This window comes from Xanthomonas sp. SHU 199 (assembly GCF_000364665.1).
In the GTDB taxonomy this organism is placed as follows: Bacteria; Pseudomonadota; Gammaproteobacteria; order Xanthomonadales; family Xanthomonadaceae; genus Xanthomonas_A; species Xanthomonas_A sontii.
The window spans coordinates 1-16,024 of record NZ_AQOI01000843.1; the positions used below are offsets into that span (position 1 = coordinate 1).

The 16,024-nt window shown below is 68.1% G+C and carries 16 protein-coding genes; 4 read left to right on the top strand and 12 right to left on the bottom strand.

From position 1 onward, the window contains the following. From ftsB to D183_RS0122995, 7 genes are all read right to left on the bottom strand, one after another. Nucleotides 1–276, bottom strand: a 276-nt coding sequence (ftsB, locus tag D183_RS0122965; protein WP_017911065.1) for a cell division protein FtsB, incomplete at its 3' end; no start/stop codon positions are given. Between the two features lie 3 nt (nt 277–279). Then, the gene (gene eno / locus D183_RS0122970) at nt 280–1,572 is read right to left on the bottom strand and encodes a phosphopyruvate hydratase (RefSeq protein WP_017911066.1); all 1,293 of its coding nucleotides are present in this window, start codon (nt 1,570–1,572) and stop codon (nt 280–282) included. Between the two features lie 87 nt (nt 1,573–1,659). Beyond that, entirely contained in the window at nt 1,660–2,004 is a 345-nt protein-coding gene (locus D183_RS0122975) for a hypothetical protein (protein WP_026143441.1), read from the bottom strand. A gap of 85 nt (nt 2,005–2,089) precedes the next feature. Beyond that, the gene (kdsA, locus tag D183_RS0122980) at nt 2,090–2,920 is read right to left on the bottom strand and encodes a 3-deoxy-8-phosphooctulonate synthase (protein ID WP_017911068.1); all 831 of its coding nucleotides are present in this window, start codon (nt 2,918–2,920) and stop codon (nt 2,090–2,092) included. Continuing rightward, nucleotides 2,917–3,204 carry a hypothetical protein gene (locus D183_RS0122985; RefSeq protein ID WP_017911069.1) on the bottom strand — a complete coding sequence of 96 codons (288 nt, stop codon included), beginning with the start codon at nt 3,202–3,204 and terminating at the stop codon, nt 2,917–2,919. The genes kdsA and D183_RS0122985 overlap by 4 nt, the downstream gene beginning before the upstream one ends. Next, nucleotides 3,201–4,865: a CTP synthase gene (locus D183_RS0122990; RefSeq protein ID WP_017912623.1), complete on the bottom strand. Its 1,665-nt coding sequence runs from the start codon at nt 4,863–4,865 to the stop codon at nt 3,201–3,203. Before D183_RS0122990 ends, D183_RS0122985 begins: the two co-directional genes overlap by 4 nt. A 137-nt stretch (nt 4,866–5,002) precedes the next feature. Next, on the bottom strand, nt 5,003–5,257 hold the full coding sequence (locus tag D183_RS0122995) for a hypothetical protein (RefSeq protein WP_017911071.1): 255 nt from the start codon (nt 5,255–5,257) through the stop codon (nt 5,003–5,005). A 165-nt stretch (nt 5,258–5,422) separates the two neighbouring features. Here D183_RS0122995 and parE point away from each other — a divergent pair, with 165 nt between their 5' ends. Continuing rightward, a complete protein-coding gene (gene parE, locus D183_RS0123000) occupies nt 5,423–7,312 on the top strand; it encodes a DNA topoisomerase IV subunit B (protein WP_017911072.1) in 1,890 nt (629 codons plus the stop codon). A gap of 284 nt (nt 7,313–7,596) precedes the next feature. Here the strand turns inward: parE and D183_RS0123005 are convergent, their stop codons facing one another. After that, a complete protein-coding gene (locus D183_RS0123005; protein WP_039729518.1) occupies nt 7,597–8,415 on the bottom strand; it encodes a CDP-diacylglycerol diphosphatase in 819 nt (272 codons plus the stop codon). 226 nt (nt 8,416–8,641) lie between these two features. On the opposite strand from D183_RS0123005, the gene D183_RS0123010 reads away from it, so the two are divergent. Further along, on the top strand, nt 8,642–10,099 hold the full coding sequence (locus D183_RS0123010) for a S10 family peptidase (protein WP_295933272.1): 1,458 nt from the start codon (nt 8,642–8,644) through the stop codon (nt 10,097–10,099). 257 nt (nt 10,100–10,356) lie between these two features. On the opposite strand, the gene D183_RS0123015 is transcribed toward D183_RS0123010, so the two are convergent. Together D183_RS0123015 and D183_RS0123020 are read right to left on the bottom strand one after the other, a co-directional pair. Beyond that, nucleotides 10,357–11,478 (bottom strand): inorganic phosphate transporter, encoded by a 1,122-nt coding sequence (locus tag D183_RS0123015; protein WP_017915385.1) that lies wholly within the window; start codon nt 11,476–11,478, stop codon nt 10,357–10,359. A gap of 85 nt (nt 11,479–11,563) precedes the next feature. Beyond that, a complete protein-coding gene (locus D183_RS0123020) occupies nt 11,564–12,190 on the bottom strand; it encodes a DUF47 domain-containing protein (protein ID WP_017911076.1) in 627 nt (208 codons plus the stop codon). A gap of 258 nt (nt 12,191–12,448) precedes the next feature. Here D183_RS0123020 and D183_RS0123025 point away from each other — a divergent pair, with 258 nt between their 5' ends. Further along, nucleotides 12,449–13,792, top strand: a complete 1,344-nt coding sequence (locus tag D183_RS0123025) for a hemolysin family protein (protein ID WP_017911077.1) — start codon at nt 12,449–12,451, stop codon at nt 13,790–13,792. Next, complete coding sequence (locus D183_RS0123030; protein WP_017911078.1) at nt 13,776–14,438, top strand: exopolysaccharide biosynthesis protein; 663 nt, start codon at nt 13,776–13,778, stop codon at nt 14,436–14,438. The genes D183_RS0123025 and D183_RS0123030 overlap by 17 nt, the downstream gene beginning before the upstream one ends. A 32-nt stretch (nt 14,439–14,470) precedes the next feature. Here D183_RS0123030 and D183_RS0123035 read toward each other — a convergent pair whose 3' ends face one another. Together D183_RS0123035 and D183_RS0123040 are read right to left on the bottom strand one after the other, a co-directional pair. Further along, complete coding sequence (locus D183_RS0123035) at nt 14,471–14,659, bottom strand: hypothetical protein (protein ID WP_017911079.1); 189 nt, start codon at nt 14,657–14,659, stop codon at nt 14,471–14,473. A 200-nt stretch (nt 14,660–14,859) separates the two neighbouring features. Continuing rightward, on the bottom strand, nt 14,860–15,858 hold the full coding sequence (locus tag D183_RS0123040; protein ID WP_017911080.1) for an LLM class flavin-dependent oxidoreductase: 999 nt from the start codon (nt 15,856–15,858) through the stop codon (nt 14,860–14,862). Nucleotides 15,859–16,024: the final 166 nt, after the last annotated feature.

Genomic DNA, 16,024 nt, shown 5'->3' on the forward strand with positions numbered 1-16,024 from the left:
CTCGACCACGCGGTAGAACTTTTCGCCCGGTTTGATCATGCCCAGTTCGCTACGCGCGCGCTCCTCGATCGCCGCCTCGCCGTCCTTGAGGTCCTTGACCTCGGCGGCGAGCGCGGCGTTGCGTTGCTGCAGACCTTCGTTGTCGCGCTTCTGGTGCTCGACCTGACTTTCGAGCACCAGCACTTCGCCGGAATTGCCCGGGCCGAGCCAGAAACGGTACTGCAGCCACGCCAGCAGTCCCGCCAGCACCAGCAGCAGCCAGCGCCAGTTGCGCACGGCTTATCGCTTGAGCGAGACGAACGCGTCGCGCCCGGCGTAGCGCGCGGCGCTGCCGAGCGCTTCCTCGATGCGCAGCAGCTGGTTGTACTTGGCCACGCGATCGCTGCGGCACAGCGAGCCGGTCTTGATCTGGGTGGCGGTGGTGGCCACGGCGATGTCGGCGATGGTGGTGTCCTCGGTCTCGCCGGAACGGTGCGAGACGATCGCCGCGTAGCCGGCCTTGTCGGCCATGGCGATGGCTTCCAGGGTCTCGGTCAGGGTGCCGATCTGGTTGACCTTGATCAGGATCGCGTTGGCGGTGCCGGACTCGATGCCCTGCTTGAAGATCTTCGGGTTGGTCACGAACAGGTCGTCGCCGACCAGTTGCACCTTGCTGCCGATGCGGTCGGTGAGCAGCTTCCAGCCGGCCCAGTCGTCCTCGGCCAGGCCGTCCTCGATGCTGACGATGGGATACTGCGCGGCCCAGTCGGCGAGGAAGTCGACGAACTGCTCGCTGGTCAGGCGCTTGCCCTCGCCCACCAGGTGGTACTTGCCGTTGTCGTAGAACTCGCTCGAGGCCACGTCCAGGCCCAGCAGCACGTCCTCGCCAGCGGTGTAGCCGGCCTTGCCGATCGCTTCCAGGATGGTGTCCAGCGCTTCGACGTTGCTGCGGAAGTCCGGGGCGAAGCCGCCCTCGTCGCCGACCGCGGTGGACAGGCCGTGGCCCTTCAACACCGACTTCAGCGCGTGGAAGATCTCGGTGCCGGCGCGCAGTGCCTCGGAGAACGAGGCGGCGCCGACCGGCAGCACCATGAACTCCTGGAAATCGACGTTGTTGTCGGCATGCGCGCCGCCGTTGATGATGTTCATCATCGGCACCGGCAGCGCCAGGTTGGCGGTGTTGCCCGCGGCCAGCGACTGCCACAGCGGCTGCTTGCGCGAGGCGGCAACGGCATGCGCGTTGGCCAGCGAGACGCCGAGCAGCGCGTTGGCGCCCAGGCGGCCCTTGTTTTCGGTGCCGTCCAGGTCGATCAGGCGGCGATCCAGGCCCTGCTGGTCGGCGGCGTCGAAGCCCTTCAGCGCGCCGGCGATGGTGGTGTTGACGTTCTCCACCGCCTTGCGCACGCCCTTGCCCAGGTAGCGGGTCTTGTCGCCGTCGCGCAGCTCGACCGCTTCCTTGGTGCCGGTGGACGCGCCCGAGGGTACCGCGGCACGACCGAACGAACCGTCCTCCAGGATGACATCGGCTTCCAGCGTGGGATTGCCGCGGCTGTCGAGGATTTCACGGGCGTGGATGCTGCGGATCGTACTCATGGGCGGGCCGGTTACCTGTAGGAAGAGGGGGCGGAAACGAATGCCGGCTGATTATCCCCGGCCGCCGGTTCCTTGCCAAATCCCGCCTCAGCCGGCGCCCATCAGGCCCAGCGGGATTCCGCTGAGGAAGAGCAGGATCAAGACCAGCATCGCCAGCAGCAGGCCGCCGGCGATGCCGGCCAGGAGGCGGCCGCGGCGCTGCGTCCAACTCAGCGCGGCGGCGATCGTCGCGCCCACCGCAGCCACTGCCACTACCAGCAGGGCGATCACCATCCAGAACAGCATGGCCAGGAAATGATCGCCGTGGCTGGGCGTGCCAATCCCACTGGAGAAGGCGAACAGCGCCACGACCAGCGCCGCCCACGCCAGCAACGACAACAACAAGGCACACAGCCCCCAAGGCCAGGCGCCGGCCCGCTCGGGTGCGGTCATCGCCGCGGCTCCGAGAAGGCGGCGAACACCCGGCAGCCCGCACCCGGCCAGGATCGGCACAGCCGCAGCGGCGGCGGCGCGCGCCTCACGCGAAGCGCGAGAACCCGTGTTTCTTGGTCACCGCGTCCAGTTCCATCAGCGTTTCCAGCAATGCCTCCATCTGATCCAGCGGCCACGCATTGGGGCCGTCGGACAGCGCCTTGGACGGGTCCGGATGGGTCTCGGCGAATACGCCGGCCACGCCCACGGCCACCGCCGCGCGCGCCAGCACCGGCACGAACTCGCGCTGACCACCGGAACTGCCGCCCTGCCCGCCCGGCAGCTGCACCGAGTGGGTGGCATCGAACACCACCGGGCAGCCGGTCTCGCGCATCACGCTCAGCGAGCGCATGTCGCTGACCAGGTTGTTGTAGCCGAAGCTGGCGCCGCGCTCGCAGACCATGATCTGCTCGTTGCCGGTGGACTTGGCCTTCTCCACCACCGGCTTCATGTCCCACGGCGACAGGAACTGTCCCTTCTTGATGTTGACCGGCTTGCCGGCGGCGCACACGTTCTTGATGAAATCGGTCTGCCGCACCAGGAACGCCGGCGTCTGCAGCACGTCCACCACAGCCGCCACCTCGTGCATCGGCGTGTACTCGTGCACGTCGGTCAGCACCGGCACGCCGATCTGTGTCTTCACTGCCTCCAGCACCTTCAGCCCTTCCTCCAGGCCGGGGCCACGGAAGCTGGTACCGGAGGTGCGGTTGGCCTTGTCGAAGCTGGACTTGAAGATGAAGTTGATGCCCAGCCGGCCGGTGATCTCCTTGAGCCTGCCGGCGACGTCGAGCTGCAGTTGCATCGACTCGATCACGCACGGGCCGGCGATCAGGAACAGCGGCCGGTCCAGGCCGACGTCGAATCCACAGAGCTTCATTGATTACCTTCCGGAGGTTCAGAGGGGCGCGGGAGGGGCGCAGGGACGGAGCCGCCGCCAAACCTGCCGGCAGCCCAGATGAGTGCGCCGATCAGCGCCAGCGGCGCAGCTAGCCCCACCGCCACGATCAGGCAATACATCAGCCCCATCCCATAGCTATCGGCCAAGCCGGTGCTGCTGCGCCAGGAGAAATAGACCAGCAAGGCCGCAGGAAACACCAGCACCGCCGCCGCAAAGAACCAGCGCGCGACCCTGCTCTCGCTGCTGCGCCCGGTCGCAGTCACGCCCTGGCTTCCTTGAGCAGCTTGCCGCCGGCCTTGCGCTCGCGCGCGGCGCGCACGAAGCCGATGAACAACGGGTGACCGTCGCGCGGCGTGGACAGGAACTCCGGGTGCGCCTGGCAGGCCAGGAACCACGGATGCGTCTCGCGCGGCAACTCCACCATCTCCACCAGGGTGTCGTCCATCGACTTGGCGGCAATCACCAGGCCGGCGTCCTCGAGCTGGGTGCGGTAGCGGTTGTTGAACTCGTAGCGGTGGCGATGGCGCTCTGCCACCACATCCTTGCCGTACAGCTCGCGCGCCAGCGTGCCCGGCTTGAGCCGCTGCTCCTGCAGGCCCAGGCGCATGGTGCCACCGAGATCGGACTTCTCGTCGCGCTTCTCGACATCGCCAGTGGCGGTGCGCCATTCGGTGATCAGGCCGATCACCGGGTACGGCGATTGCCGGTCGTTCTCGGTGCTGTTGGCCGCGTCCAGCCCGGCGACATGCCGCGCATAGTCGACCACCGCAGCCTGCATGCCGTAGCAGATGCCGAAGTACGGCACGCCGTGCTGGCGCGCATAGCGCGAGGTCAGCACCTTGCCTTCGAAACCGCGGTCGCCGAAGCCGCCCGGGACCAGGATGCCGTCCACGTCGGCCAGGGCCGCCATGTCGCTGCCTTCCAGGTCCTGCGCTTCCAGCCACTTCAGGTTGACCTTGGTGCGCTGGCGCAGGCCGCCGTGCTTGAGCGCCTCGCCGACCGACTTGTACGCGTCCTGATGGTCGACGTACTTGCCGACCACGGCGATGGTGACCTCGTCGAGCGGATGCTTGATCGCGTCGACCACGGCTTCCCACTCCGACAGGTTGGCCGCGCCGACCTTGTCGCGCAGCTTGAACTGGTCGATGACGATCTCGTCCAGGCCCTGCCGGTGCAACTCCAGCGGCATGCCATAGAGCACGTCGATGTCGGCGGCGCTGATCACCGCGCGCTCGGAGACGTTGGTGAACAGCGCGATCTTGCGCCGCTCCGAATCCGGGATCGCCTGCTCCGAGCGGCACAGCAGCACGTCCGGCTGGATGCCGATCGAGCGCAGTTCCTTGACCGAATGCTGGGTCGGCTTGGTCTTCAGTTCGCCGGCCGCGGCGATGTACGGCACCAGGGTGAGGTGCATGAACATGGCCTTCTCGGCGCCGCGCTCGGTGCGCACCTGACGGATCGCCTCCAGGAACGGCAGCGACTCGATGTCGCCGACGGTGCCGCCGATCTCGACCAGGGCCACGTCGTAGCCGGCGGTGGCTTCATCCACGCAGCGACGGATCTCGTCGGTGATGTGCGGAATCACCTGCACGGTGGCGCCGAGGTAGTCGCCGCGGCGCTCCTTGCGGATCACGTTCTCGTAGATGCGCCCGGTGGTGACCGAATTCTTGCGCGACAGGCGCGTGCGCACGAAGCGCTCGTAATGCCCCAGGTCCAGGTCGGTCTCGGCGCCGTCGTCGGTGACGTACACCTCGCCGTGCTGGAACGGGCTCATCGTGCCCGGGTCGACGTTGATGTAGGGGTCCAGCTTCATCATCGTGACCGACAGGCCACGTGCTTCGAGAATGGACGCAAGCGAAGCGGCCGCAATGCCCTTGCCAAGCGAGGACACTACGCCGCCGGTAACGAAGATCAGGGGGGTCATGGCTCAAAGGCCTCCCGGAAAGCCATAGTTTAACGGGTGAAGCGGATTTGCCCAAGCGCTTTTGCGCAACAGCCGCCCCACAAAAAAGCGACGCCCCGGGCGACCGGGGCGTCGTGTGCAGGAAACCGTGCGCAGGCTCAGGGCTTGCGCGCTTCCTCTTCCTCTTCCTTCTTCGGCGCGGCCGCATCCTTGCCGGCCTTGTGCTCGGCGGCCGCGGCAGCGCGGCGCTTGGCCTTGGCATCGGCCTCGGCCTTTTCCTTGGCGACCTGCGCCTCGTAGGCGGCGGCACCGGAGGCGGCCGGATCGGCGCTCTGCGCCTGGGCCATCGCGACCGGCACGACCACCGCGGCGGCGACCAGGGCGGCCAGGGTCAACAGCTTGCGAACGTTCATGGCGGACTCCTTTGGGACGTGCGACGAAGATGTGGGCGACGTCGCGGTTTTTCCAGGGCCAGCGTAGCGCGACGCCACCGCACCTGCCCTGAACACCGGCGACGTGCAAAAAACCGTCGCAGACCGCACACTTCCGGATCTGCTTCGCGCCACCTGCTGAGACGCATGAATACCCGCTACAACGCCGCCGACATCGAAGTTCTCTCTGGCCTGGACCCGGTCAAGCGCCGGCCCGGCATGTACACCGACACCGCACGGCCGAACCATCTGGCACAGGAAGTCATCGACAACGCCGTGGACGAGGCGCTGGCCGGCCATGCCCGACACATCGAGGTGACGCTGTACAAGGACGGCAGCTGCGAGGTGTCCGACGACGGCCGCGGCATGCCGGTGGACATCCACCCGGAAGAGAAGATCTCCGGCGTCGAACTGATCCTCACCCGGCTGCATGCCGGCGGCAAGTTCAGCGACCGCAACTACACCTTCAGCGGCGGCCTGCACGGCGTCGGCGTCAGCGTGGTCAATGCGCTGTCCAATCGGGTGGAACTGTTCATCAAGCGCGAAGGCAACGAGTACCGCATGGCCTTCGCCGACGGCCACGCCGCCTCCAAGCTGGAGATCGTCGGCAGCGTCGGCAAGAAGAACACCGGCACGCGGCTGCGCTTCTGGCCGGATCCGAAGTACTTCGACACGCCGAAGTTCGCGGTGCGCGCACTGCGCCACCTGCTGCGCGCCAAGGCGGTGCTGTGCCCCGGCCTGACCGTCAAGCTGCACGACGAGGCCACTGGCGAGCAGGACACCTGGTACTTCGAGGACGGCCTGCGCGACTACCTGCGCGGCGAGCTGGCCGAGCGCGAGTTGCTGCCGGCCGAGCTGTTCGTCGGCAGCCTGAAGAAGGACCGCGAGATCGTCGACTGGGCGGTGGCCTGGGTGGTGGAAGGCGAGCTGGTGCAGGAAAGCTACGTCAACCTGATTCCCACCGCGCAGCACGGCACCCACGTCAACGGCCTGCGCAGCGGCCTCACCGACGCGTTGCGCGAGTTCTGCGATTTCCGCAACCTGCTGCCGCGCGGCGTGAAGCTGGCGCCGGAAGACGTTTGGGACCGCGTGGCGTTCGTGCTCTCGCTGAAGATGACCGACCCGCAGTTCAGCGGCCAGACCAAGGAACGCCTGTCCTCGCGCCAGGCCGCCGGCTTCATCGAAGGCGCCGCGCACGATGCCTTCAGCCTGTGGCTGAACCAGAACGTGGAGACCGGCACGCGCATCGCGCAGATCGCCATCGACCGGGCCAGCGCGCGGCTGAAGACCGAGAAGCAGATCGTGCGCAAGAAGGTCACCCAGGGCCCGGCGCTGCCGGGCAAGCTGGCCGACTGCATCAGCCAGGACCTCTCGCGCACCGAACTGTTCCTAGTAGAGGGCGACTCGGCGGGCGGCAGCGCCAAGCAGGCCCGCGACAAGGATTTCCAGGCGATCCTGCCGCTGCGCGGCAAGATCCTCAACACCTGGGAAGTGGCCTCCGGCAGCGTGCTGGCCTCGGAGGAAGTGCACAACCTGGCGATCGCGATCGGCTGCGATCCCGGCAAGGAGGAGATCGACGGCCTGCGCTACGGCAAGGTGGTGATCCTGGCCGACGCCGACTCCGACGGCCTGCACATCGCGACCCTGCTGACCGCGCTGTTCCTGCGCCACTTCCCCGCCCTGGTGCGCGCCGGCCACGTGTTCGTGGCGATGCCGCCGCTGTTCCGCGTGGACGTGGGCAAGCAGGTGTTCTACGCGCTGGACGAGGAAGAGAAACGCTCGCTGCTGGACAAGATCGAACGCGAGAAGATCAAGGGCCAGGTCAGCGTCACCCGCTTCAAGGGCCTGGGCGAGATGAATCCGCAGCAGCTGCGCGAATCCACCATCCACCCGGACACCCGGCGCCTGGTGCAACTGACCGTGGACGACGGCGACCAGACCCGCTCGCTGATGGACATGCTGCTGGCCAAGAAGCGCGCCGGCGACCGCAAGCAGTGGCTGGAGACCAAGGGCGACCTGGCGTCGCTGGAGGTCTGAGGCCGGGTGCGCGCGCTGGCGCTTCCAGTCAGCGCGTGCACGGTCGTGCAGATGCCGCTTCCCCGGCCGGCTCGGCGAGAGCCGTGTCGGGTTTGCACTAGCGGGTTGTGACTGCTCCCGAAAGCATCGTGCGGGAGCGACTTCCGTCGCGACGCGCGAAGCAGGCAGATGCCGGGGCATCATGCCGTCGGGACTGAAGTCCCTCCCACAACATCCCTGCCTGCGCGCCGCACGACCGGCGGATGCCGTCAGTTGCCTGCGCGGCATTGACGCCGCGTGGGCCCTCAGCCACGCGCAGGCGCCGCCGGCACCACCCCGGTACAGTCGTGATCCTGCAGTTCCTCCGCACCGACCCCATCGCCGGGAAGCGCGGTGGCGGCCAGCAGCACGAAGCCCGGGCGACCATCGAACGCCGCGCCGACCACCGCCAGGGTCTGGTGCACCATGCTCTGCTGCGGCGGCAGGCTGCGCGCCAGCAGCGTCAGCGGATTCGCATCCAGTTCTTCGCCCTCCACGCGCATCGCCCGATAGGCGTGACCGTGCAACGGCTGCGGCAACGGCGCCCAGGCAGGGCCGATCGACGCCTGCATCGCCTGCAACTGGTCGCGCACCTGCGGCGCCAGGCAATCGATATGGACATGCAACTGGTCCTGCGAACGCGCCGAGGGCGGGTTGATCGTCAGGCTGGTCAGTTCGCGCGGCAGCGGCCGGTTCAACAACCGCTCGACCCGGGTGCGCGCCTGCCAGGCCAGGCCCAGCCAGTTCGGCGCGCCGGCGGCACGCGCGCGCGGATCTTCGATCCCGCTCACCGGCACCGTCGGAATCAGCAGGTACTGGTAGTCGCCGCGCAGGTCCTTCATCAAGGCATAGCGTTGGCCGGGCTCGGCATGCACTTCGCTGCAAGGGGCCGGATCGGCGCCGGCGCGCGCCTGCGGCAGGCAGCGCGTGCTCAACAGCCGCCACAGGCGCTGGCGATCGTGGGCATGCGGATCGTGCGCCGCCGGCGACTCGGCCACGGACGGCGGCGATGGCACGCTGGCGCAGCCGGACAGCAACGCCGCCAGAAACAGGCTTAGCGGCAGGCGAAAACGAAGGACGGGCATGCGCAGCAGACCGGACACGGGACGGACCGGCGATTGTAGCCAGTGCCGATGAACCGGCATGACTAGGGCGTGTCACCCATCCCCGAGCATGCCGCGCCGCCGCCGACCATGGCTTTGTGCACATCCGCCACGCCGACGCCGCGGCCTAGCATGCCGGCTCCCTTCCTGCGAGCGACCGCCCGTGCCGACCTTCCCTTCCGTGCTGCTGGCCGTGCTGCTGGCGGCGATGCCGATGACCGCGGCGCTGGCCGCCGATGCCGATGCGGGCAATGCCGACAAGGGCGACAAGCCCGCCGCCGCCGAACCGGCGCCGCTGCCGGCCGACGCGCAGACCAGCCAATCCACCCAGCTCGACGGCCGCACCCTGCGCTACACGGTCAAGGTCGGCACGCTGCCGGTGAAGGACAAGCAGGGCAAGGTCGTCGCCGACGTGGTCTATACCGCCTACACCATGGACGGCAAGGACCGTCCGGTCACCTTCGCGCTCAACGGCGGCCCCGGCGCGGCCTCGGTGTACCTCAACCTGGGCGCGATCGGGCCGAAGGTGGTGGCGTTCGGCAGCGAGGGCGACAGCGCCTCGGCACCGGCGCAGCTGCGCGACAACCCCGGCACCTGGCTGGACTTCACCGACTTGGTGTTCATCGACCCGGTCGGCACCGGCTTCAGCCGCTCGCGCGTACCCGACGAGCAGGCCAAGAAGCAGTTCTACAACCCGCAGGCCGACATTGAATACCTCTCGCGCACCATCTACGACTGGCTGCTGAAGAACCAGCGCCTGCAGTCGCGCAAGTACCTGGTCGGCGAGAGCTACGGCGGCTTCCGCGGCCCGCGCATCACCCACTACCTGCAGACCAAGCTCGGCGTGGCGATGAACGGCGTGGTCCTGGTCTCGCCGTATCTGAACCCGACCCTGGACGACAACGGCGACGTCTCGCCGCTGCCGTGGATGCTGACCCTGCCGTCGATCACCGCCGCACGCCTGGAACGCGAGGGCAAGCTGACCCCGGAGGCGATGCGCCAGGTGATCGACTACACCCGCGGCGACTACGTCACCGCGCTGCTGCGCGGCCGCTCCGACCCGGCCGGCACCACCCGCATGATCCAGCAGGTGACCGCGATGACCGGCCTGGACCCGGCCTTCGTGCGCCGCGCCGGCGGCCGCCTGGAGACCCAGGCCTACCTGCGCGAGGTGTTCCGCGACAAGGGCGAACTGGGCAGCCGCTACGACTCCAACGTCACCGCCTTCGACCCGTTCCCCAACGCCCCCGAGCAGCGCGCCAACGACCCGCTGCTGGACAGCATCATCGCCCCCACCACCACCGCGATGGTCGATTTCGTGACCCGCGTGGTCGGCTGGAAGGTCGATGCCCGCTACGAGGCGCTGAACTACGACGTGAACCGGCTGTGGGACTGGGACGACGAACTGCGCAAGGGTTCGGTGACGCAGTTGCGCCAGTCGGTGGCGATCGACCCGAAGCTGCGCGTGCTGATCGTGCACGGCTGGAACGACCTGTCGTGCCCGTTCATGGGCTCGGTGCTGACCGTCGACCAGATGCCGGTGATGGGCAACGACCCGACCCGCGTGCAGGTCAAGAACTACCCCGGCGGCCACATGTTCTACAACCGCGCCGACAGCCAGCGCGCGTTGCGGCAGGACGTGATGGCGATGTATCGGGCGAATTGATGGGAATGGGGAATTGGGAATGGGGAATCGTAAAAGCGGTTCCCCACTCGTCGAGACAATACCCCGACCTGCGTGGTTCGGGAGTGCTATCGCGATGGAGTTACTTGGCTACGCGACGTCGCCACGCAGGCAACACTCGTTGCGACAAGAGGACGTAAGACGTATCCAGATTCCTTTCGGAGGGCGACATCGTCACCGTTCGCGGGAAATCTATGCTTTTACGATTCCCGTTTCCCCACTCCCGATTCCCGGCTCCCTCACACCCACCCAGCCAAGGCGAATCCGCGGAAAATCAGATACGCCACGCCGGCAGCGGCCGGGATCGTCAGGATCCAGGCCCAGACGATGCGTTCGATGACGCCGAAGCGCAGCGAGCGCGGGTTCTTGGCGAAGCCCACGCCCATGATCGCGGTGGAGATGCTGTGGGTGGTGGACACCGGCATGCCGAAATGCGCGGCCAGGGTCAGGATCGTGGCCGAGCTGGTCTCCGCGGCGAAGCCGTGGATCGGATGCAGCTTGACCATCTTGTGGCCCAGGGTCTTGATGATCTTCCAGCCGCCGGAGGCGGTGCCGGCGGCCATCACCACCGCGCAGGTCAGCACGATCCAGGTGGCGATGCCCTGCCCCTGGCTGGCGTCGGGATGCAGGAACGCCAGCCACGACGGCAGGTCGTCCAGGGCGCCGGTGCTCTGCGCGCCGATCAGGGTCATGGCGATGATGCCCATGGTCTTCTGCGCGTCGTTGTGGCCGTGCGCGTAGCCCATGTACGCGGCCGAGGCGATCTGCGCCTTGCCGAAGAAGGCATTGACCCAGCGCGGCCGCGCCAGCCGCCCGAGCGGACCGCCCAGCTTGGCCAAGCCGGCGATCGCCGCCCACAGCAATAGCATCACCGCGATGCCGAGCAGGAAGCCGGCGATCGGCGAGGTGACCATCGGCACGAACACCTTCCACAGCAGGCCCTTGTTCTTGGCCCAGTCGCCCACGGTCTGCGACCAGATCAGCGCATCCCAGTCGTTGTGCGCGGCGGCCAGGCCGGCGCCGCACAGGCCGCCGATCAGCGCATGCGAGGACGAGGACGGCAGGCCCTTCCACCAAGTGATCAAGTTCCAGACGATGCCGCCGAGCAGCGCGCACAGCACCACCTGCGGGGTCACCGCGACCACGTCGGTGTTGAGCAGGCCGGAGGCGATGGTCATCGCCACGGCGGTGCCGGTCAGCGCGCCGACCAGGTTCATCGCCGCGGCCAGCATCACCGCCCAGCCGGGGCTGAGCACCTTGGTGGCGACCACCGTGGCGATCGAGTTGGCGGTGTCGTGGAAGCCGTTGATGAACTCGAACACCAGCGCCGCCAGGATCACGATCAGGACCAGGGTCAGCATCGGCGCGCCTCCACGCACGCGGCGGCGGCGGCCGGCGCGCGCAGGGCGCCACGGCCGCGCAGGCAGCAACTCCGCAGCGCGTCCATCAGGAGTTCTTCAGCACGATCTGGTAGACCACCACGCCGGCCTCGCGGCAACGGTCGATGGCCTTCTCCAGGATTTCGAAGAACTCCTTGAGCAGGAACATCTGCAGGTTGTCCAGGCGCCCGGAGTAGATGTCGCGGTACAGCTCCAGCATCAGCCGGTCGGCCTCGTTCTCCAGCGAGCGCAGCTTGTCGTTGAGCGCGCTCATCCGGTCCAGGTTCATGTGGCGCAGGTCGTGGACCATCTCCACGACCACCGCCGCGGCCTGCTCCAGCATCGCCGAGCGCGGCGCGAAATCGATGTGCTCCAGGTGCTGGATCGCCAGCGAATAGCGATCGGCGAACTTCTCCACCTGCTTGGGGATCTTGTACAGGGCCGAGCCCAGGGCCTCGATGTCCTCGCGCTCGATCGGGGTCATGAAGCTGTCCACCAGCGCCTGGCCGATCTTGTCGGACGCGGCGCGCTCGCGCAGGCGCGCCAGCTTGAAGCCGTCCAGCGCCGGCTGCCGGTCGGACTCGCGCATCATCGCGTGCAGGGCCTTGGTGCTGTCGTAGGCGGCCTGTGCCGCCTCGTCGAGCAGGGTGTAGAACTGCTTGCCGGAACCGAAGATGGTCTGCAACGAAAACATGCAACGCGCTTCCCGCCGTCACGGGGAGGACGGCACTGGGGCGGAATTATGACTGTTTGCTGACACCTGCGGGTAGTCGCGGCCCCGGGCCGGCCCTGGCGACGTCGGCGCGGCGTGGACGCGGCCCCCGCCCGGGTTTGTTACCATCGCCGCCGCGCCCTTCGCGGGCGCACCCTATGGACGACCACCCCACACCCCCTCCCCCGCGCCGCAACGGCGCCCATGTCCCCGCTTTCCTTGGCGCCAAGGAGCGCGCGCATGCTTGAACTGTTGATCGTTGCAGCCCTCATCCTGCTCAACGGTTTCTTCGCGATGTCCGAGATGTCGCTGATGACCTCGCGCAAGAGCCGGCTGAAACAGATGGCCCAGTCCAGCACGCGCGCGGCCAAGGCCCTGGCGCTGGCCGAGAACCCCGAGCACTTCCTGTCCACCGTGCAGATCGGCATCACCGCCATCGGCATCCTCACCGGTACCTTCGGCGGCGAAGCCATGGGCGTGGCGATCGCGGCCAAGCTGCAGGCGCTGTTCCCGGCGCTGGCGGCCAACTTCACCCTGTTCGGCGATCCGCAGCCGTGGTCGGCGCTGATCGGCAAGACCCTGGCGATCGTGCTGATCACCTTCCTGACGCTGATCTTCGGCGAACTGGTGCCCAAGCGCCTCGCCCTGACCCGTTCGGAGGTCATCGCCGGCTTCGTCGCCATCCCCATGGGCTGGCTGGCCCGGATCGCCGCGCCGTTCGTCTGGGTGCTGTCGCGCTCGACCCGGCTGGTGCTGCGCCTGCTCGGCCTGGGCAAGGAGGAGTCGGCCTCGGTGACCGAAGAGGAAATCCGCATGCTGGTGGCCGAGAGCCACGAGGCCGGCGTGATCGACGCGCACGAGCGCGACATGATGAACCGGGTCATGCGCCTGGGCGACCGCACCGCAGACAGCCTGATGACCCCGCGCAACCGCATCGCCTGGCTCGATGCCAACGCCGAGCCGCAGCGCAACCTGCAGGTGATGCGCGAACACGAGTTCTCGCGCTACCCGGTGTACCGCGGCAGCGACCAGGACATCGCCGGCGTGCTGGAGGTGAAATCGCTGGTCACGCGCATGGACGGCGACGCCACCCAGTTGTTCCAGAGCCTGCGCGACACCTTGTTCGTGTCCGAGTCCACCCACGCGATGAAGCTGCTGGAGATCTTCCGCGAAGAGCAGCAATCGATGGCGCTGGTGGTGGACGAGTACGGCGAGATCCAGGGCCTGGTGACGATCAGCGACCTGATGGGCGCGGTGGTCGGGCGCCTGCAGTCGGCCGACAACGCCGACGAGGACGCGCTGGTGGTGACCCGCGCCGACGGCTCGCTGCTGATCGACGGTTCGCTGGCGATCGAGGACCTGCGCGAACTGCTGGGCGGCGCCGAGCTGCCCAGCGCCGAGGAAGGCGACTACAACACCCTGGCCGGCCTGTGCATCTACTACTTCGGCCGCATCCCGCACGCGGGCGAGTTCTTCGACTGGGCCGGCTGGCGCATCGAGATCGTCGACCTGGACGGCGCGCGCGTGGACAAGCTGCTGCTGCGCAAGCTGCAGGACGAGAACAGCGATGACATCACCGGGTGACGCACCCGGCGGCGCGCCGCACGAGCGCGACCACGGCTACAGCGCCGAGGGCATCCGCACCCTGCTCGACACCTTCGTCCTCGGCGACCCGGACGAACACCTGCGGCTGCGGCTGATCCTCGCCGACCTGCAGCAGAGCGCGTTCGGCGTGTTCCTGTTCGTGGCGATCCTGCCGGCGTTCCTGCCGGTGCCGGGCCTGGCCGGCGGCATCAGCGGGCCGCTGGTGACGCTGATCGGCCTGCAGATGCTGATCGGCCTGCGCAAGCCGTGGCTGCCGCGCTTCATCGGCGAGCGCGGGCCGCGCCGCCGCACCATGCAGCGCTTCGTCGGCCGCATCGCGCCGTGGCTGCGGCGCCTGGACCGGCTGCTCAAGCCGCGCCTGCCGATGCTGGTCGATACCCTGCCGGCGCGCGCCTTCAGTGGGCTGCTGCTGATCGTGCTGGGGATCCTGCTGTCGCTGCCGATTCCGTTCACCAACTACGCCTTCGGCGCGATGCTGTTGCTGTTCGCGCTGGCGTTGCTGGAACGGGACGGCGGGCTGATGCTGCTGTCATGGCTGGGCAGCGTCGCCGTGGCGTTGAGCCTGGGATTGGCCTCGGACCAGGTGGTCGACCTGGGCCGGGAGTGGATGCACAAGCTGCGCTGAGCGCACGCGGCAGTGGAGCACCCGCTGTCCGCTTACTTCACCAGGTACAGTTCCGTCTCGCTAGCGAACACGTTGCGCATGTGCGACGGCCGCACGGACGCACCCTTGGCCGGGCGTTCCGGCGTCTGGGCGCGCAGGCGCTCCAGGCATTTGCTCATCTGTTGCAAGGCCACCTCCAGTCCACATTCGTGCACCGGCGCCATCGGATGCTGTGCGTTCATTGCCGATCCCCTGTTCGCGTCAGTTGTACGGCCGTGTCCTGAGGCCGAACGCCACGCTGATGCGCGACGCGAAACGATGACATACCGGGGAAAATCAAGACATCGTGAAAGCGGTGCACGATGTGATGCCCATCAACACAAATGTGGCGATGAGCGCTCGCGCGCGTCTGCGCGTGTAGACACGCGCGCAGATGTGCACATCAGGCGGCCGCGGCGACCTGCGTCCAGGCTTCCGACGCCAGTTGGAACGAGCGCAAGCGCGCCGCGTGATCGTGGATATTGGCGGTCAGCAGCAACTCGTCCGGGCGGTGCCGCGCGACGAAGTCGGACAGCCCGTGTGCGACCGCGTCGACATCGCCCAGCACCGTGCAGGCCAGTGCGCGTTCCACACCCAGCTTCTCGTGCGGCGCCCAGAACGCCTCGATGTCGTCGATCGGCGGCGGAATCAGCCCGGGACGGCCGCGGCGCAGGTTGACGAAGCTCTGCTGTTGGGTGGTGAACAGACGCCGCGCCTCGGCCGTGGACGCGGCGGCCACCACGTTCAGGGCCAGCACCGCGTATGGCGCCTGCAGGCGCGTGGAAGCGCGGAACTCGCGGCGATACACCGCCAGCGCCTCGTCCATCGCGTCCGGGGCGAAATGCGAGGCAAAGGCGAACGGCAGGCCCATCGCCGCAGCCAGGCGCGCGCTGAACAGGCTGGAGCCGAGCAGCCACACCGGCACCTCGATGCCGGCACCGGGCACGGCGCGCACCAGTTGCCCCTCCACGGCCGGCTCGAAATAGCGCAGCAGTTCGGCCACATCGTGCGGGAACTGGTCGGCACTGTCGAAGTAACGGCGCAACGCGCGTGCCGTGGCCTGGTCGGTGCCGGGTGCGCGCCCCAGCCCCAGGTCGATGCGACCGGGATACAGCGAGGCCAGCGTGCCGAACTGCTCGGCCACCTGTAGCGGCGCATGGTTGGGCAGCATGATGCCGCCGGCGCCGACGCGGATGCGCCTGGTGCCGCCGGCCACATGCCCGATCAACACCGCGGTGGCGGCGCTGGCGATGCCGGGCATGTTGTGATGCTCGGCCAGCCAGTAGCGGTGGTAGCCCCAGCGTTCGGCGTGCTGGGCCAGGTCCAGCATGTTGGCGAAGGCGGCGCTGGTGTCGCTGCCTTCGCAGACCGGGGCGAGGTCGAGAATGGAGATCGGCATCATGGTGAGGCGGGTTCCTGCAAGCGATGCCGACGAGATGGGGGCGCGCGGCGTCGCTTGCAGGGGGCGCGACCGGAACGCTGATTTGCGCTGGGTGTGGGTGTGGGTGCGGACAGGATGCTTGGCTGGCGGTCGTACCCTCACCCCAACCCCTCTCCCGGCGGGAGAG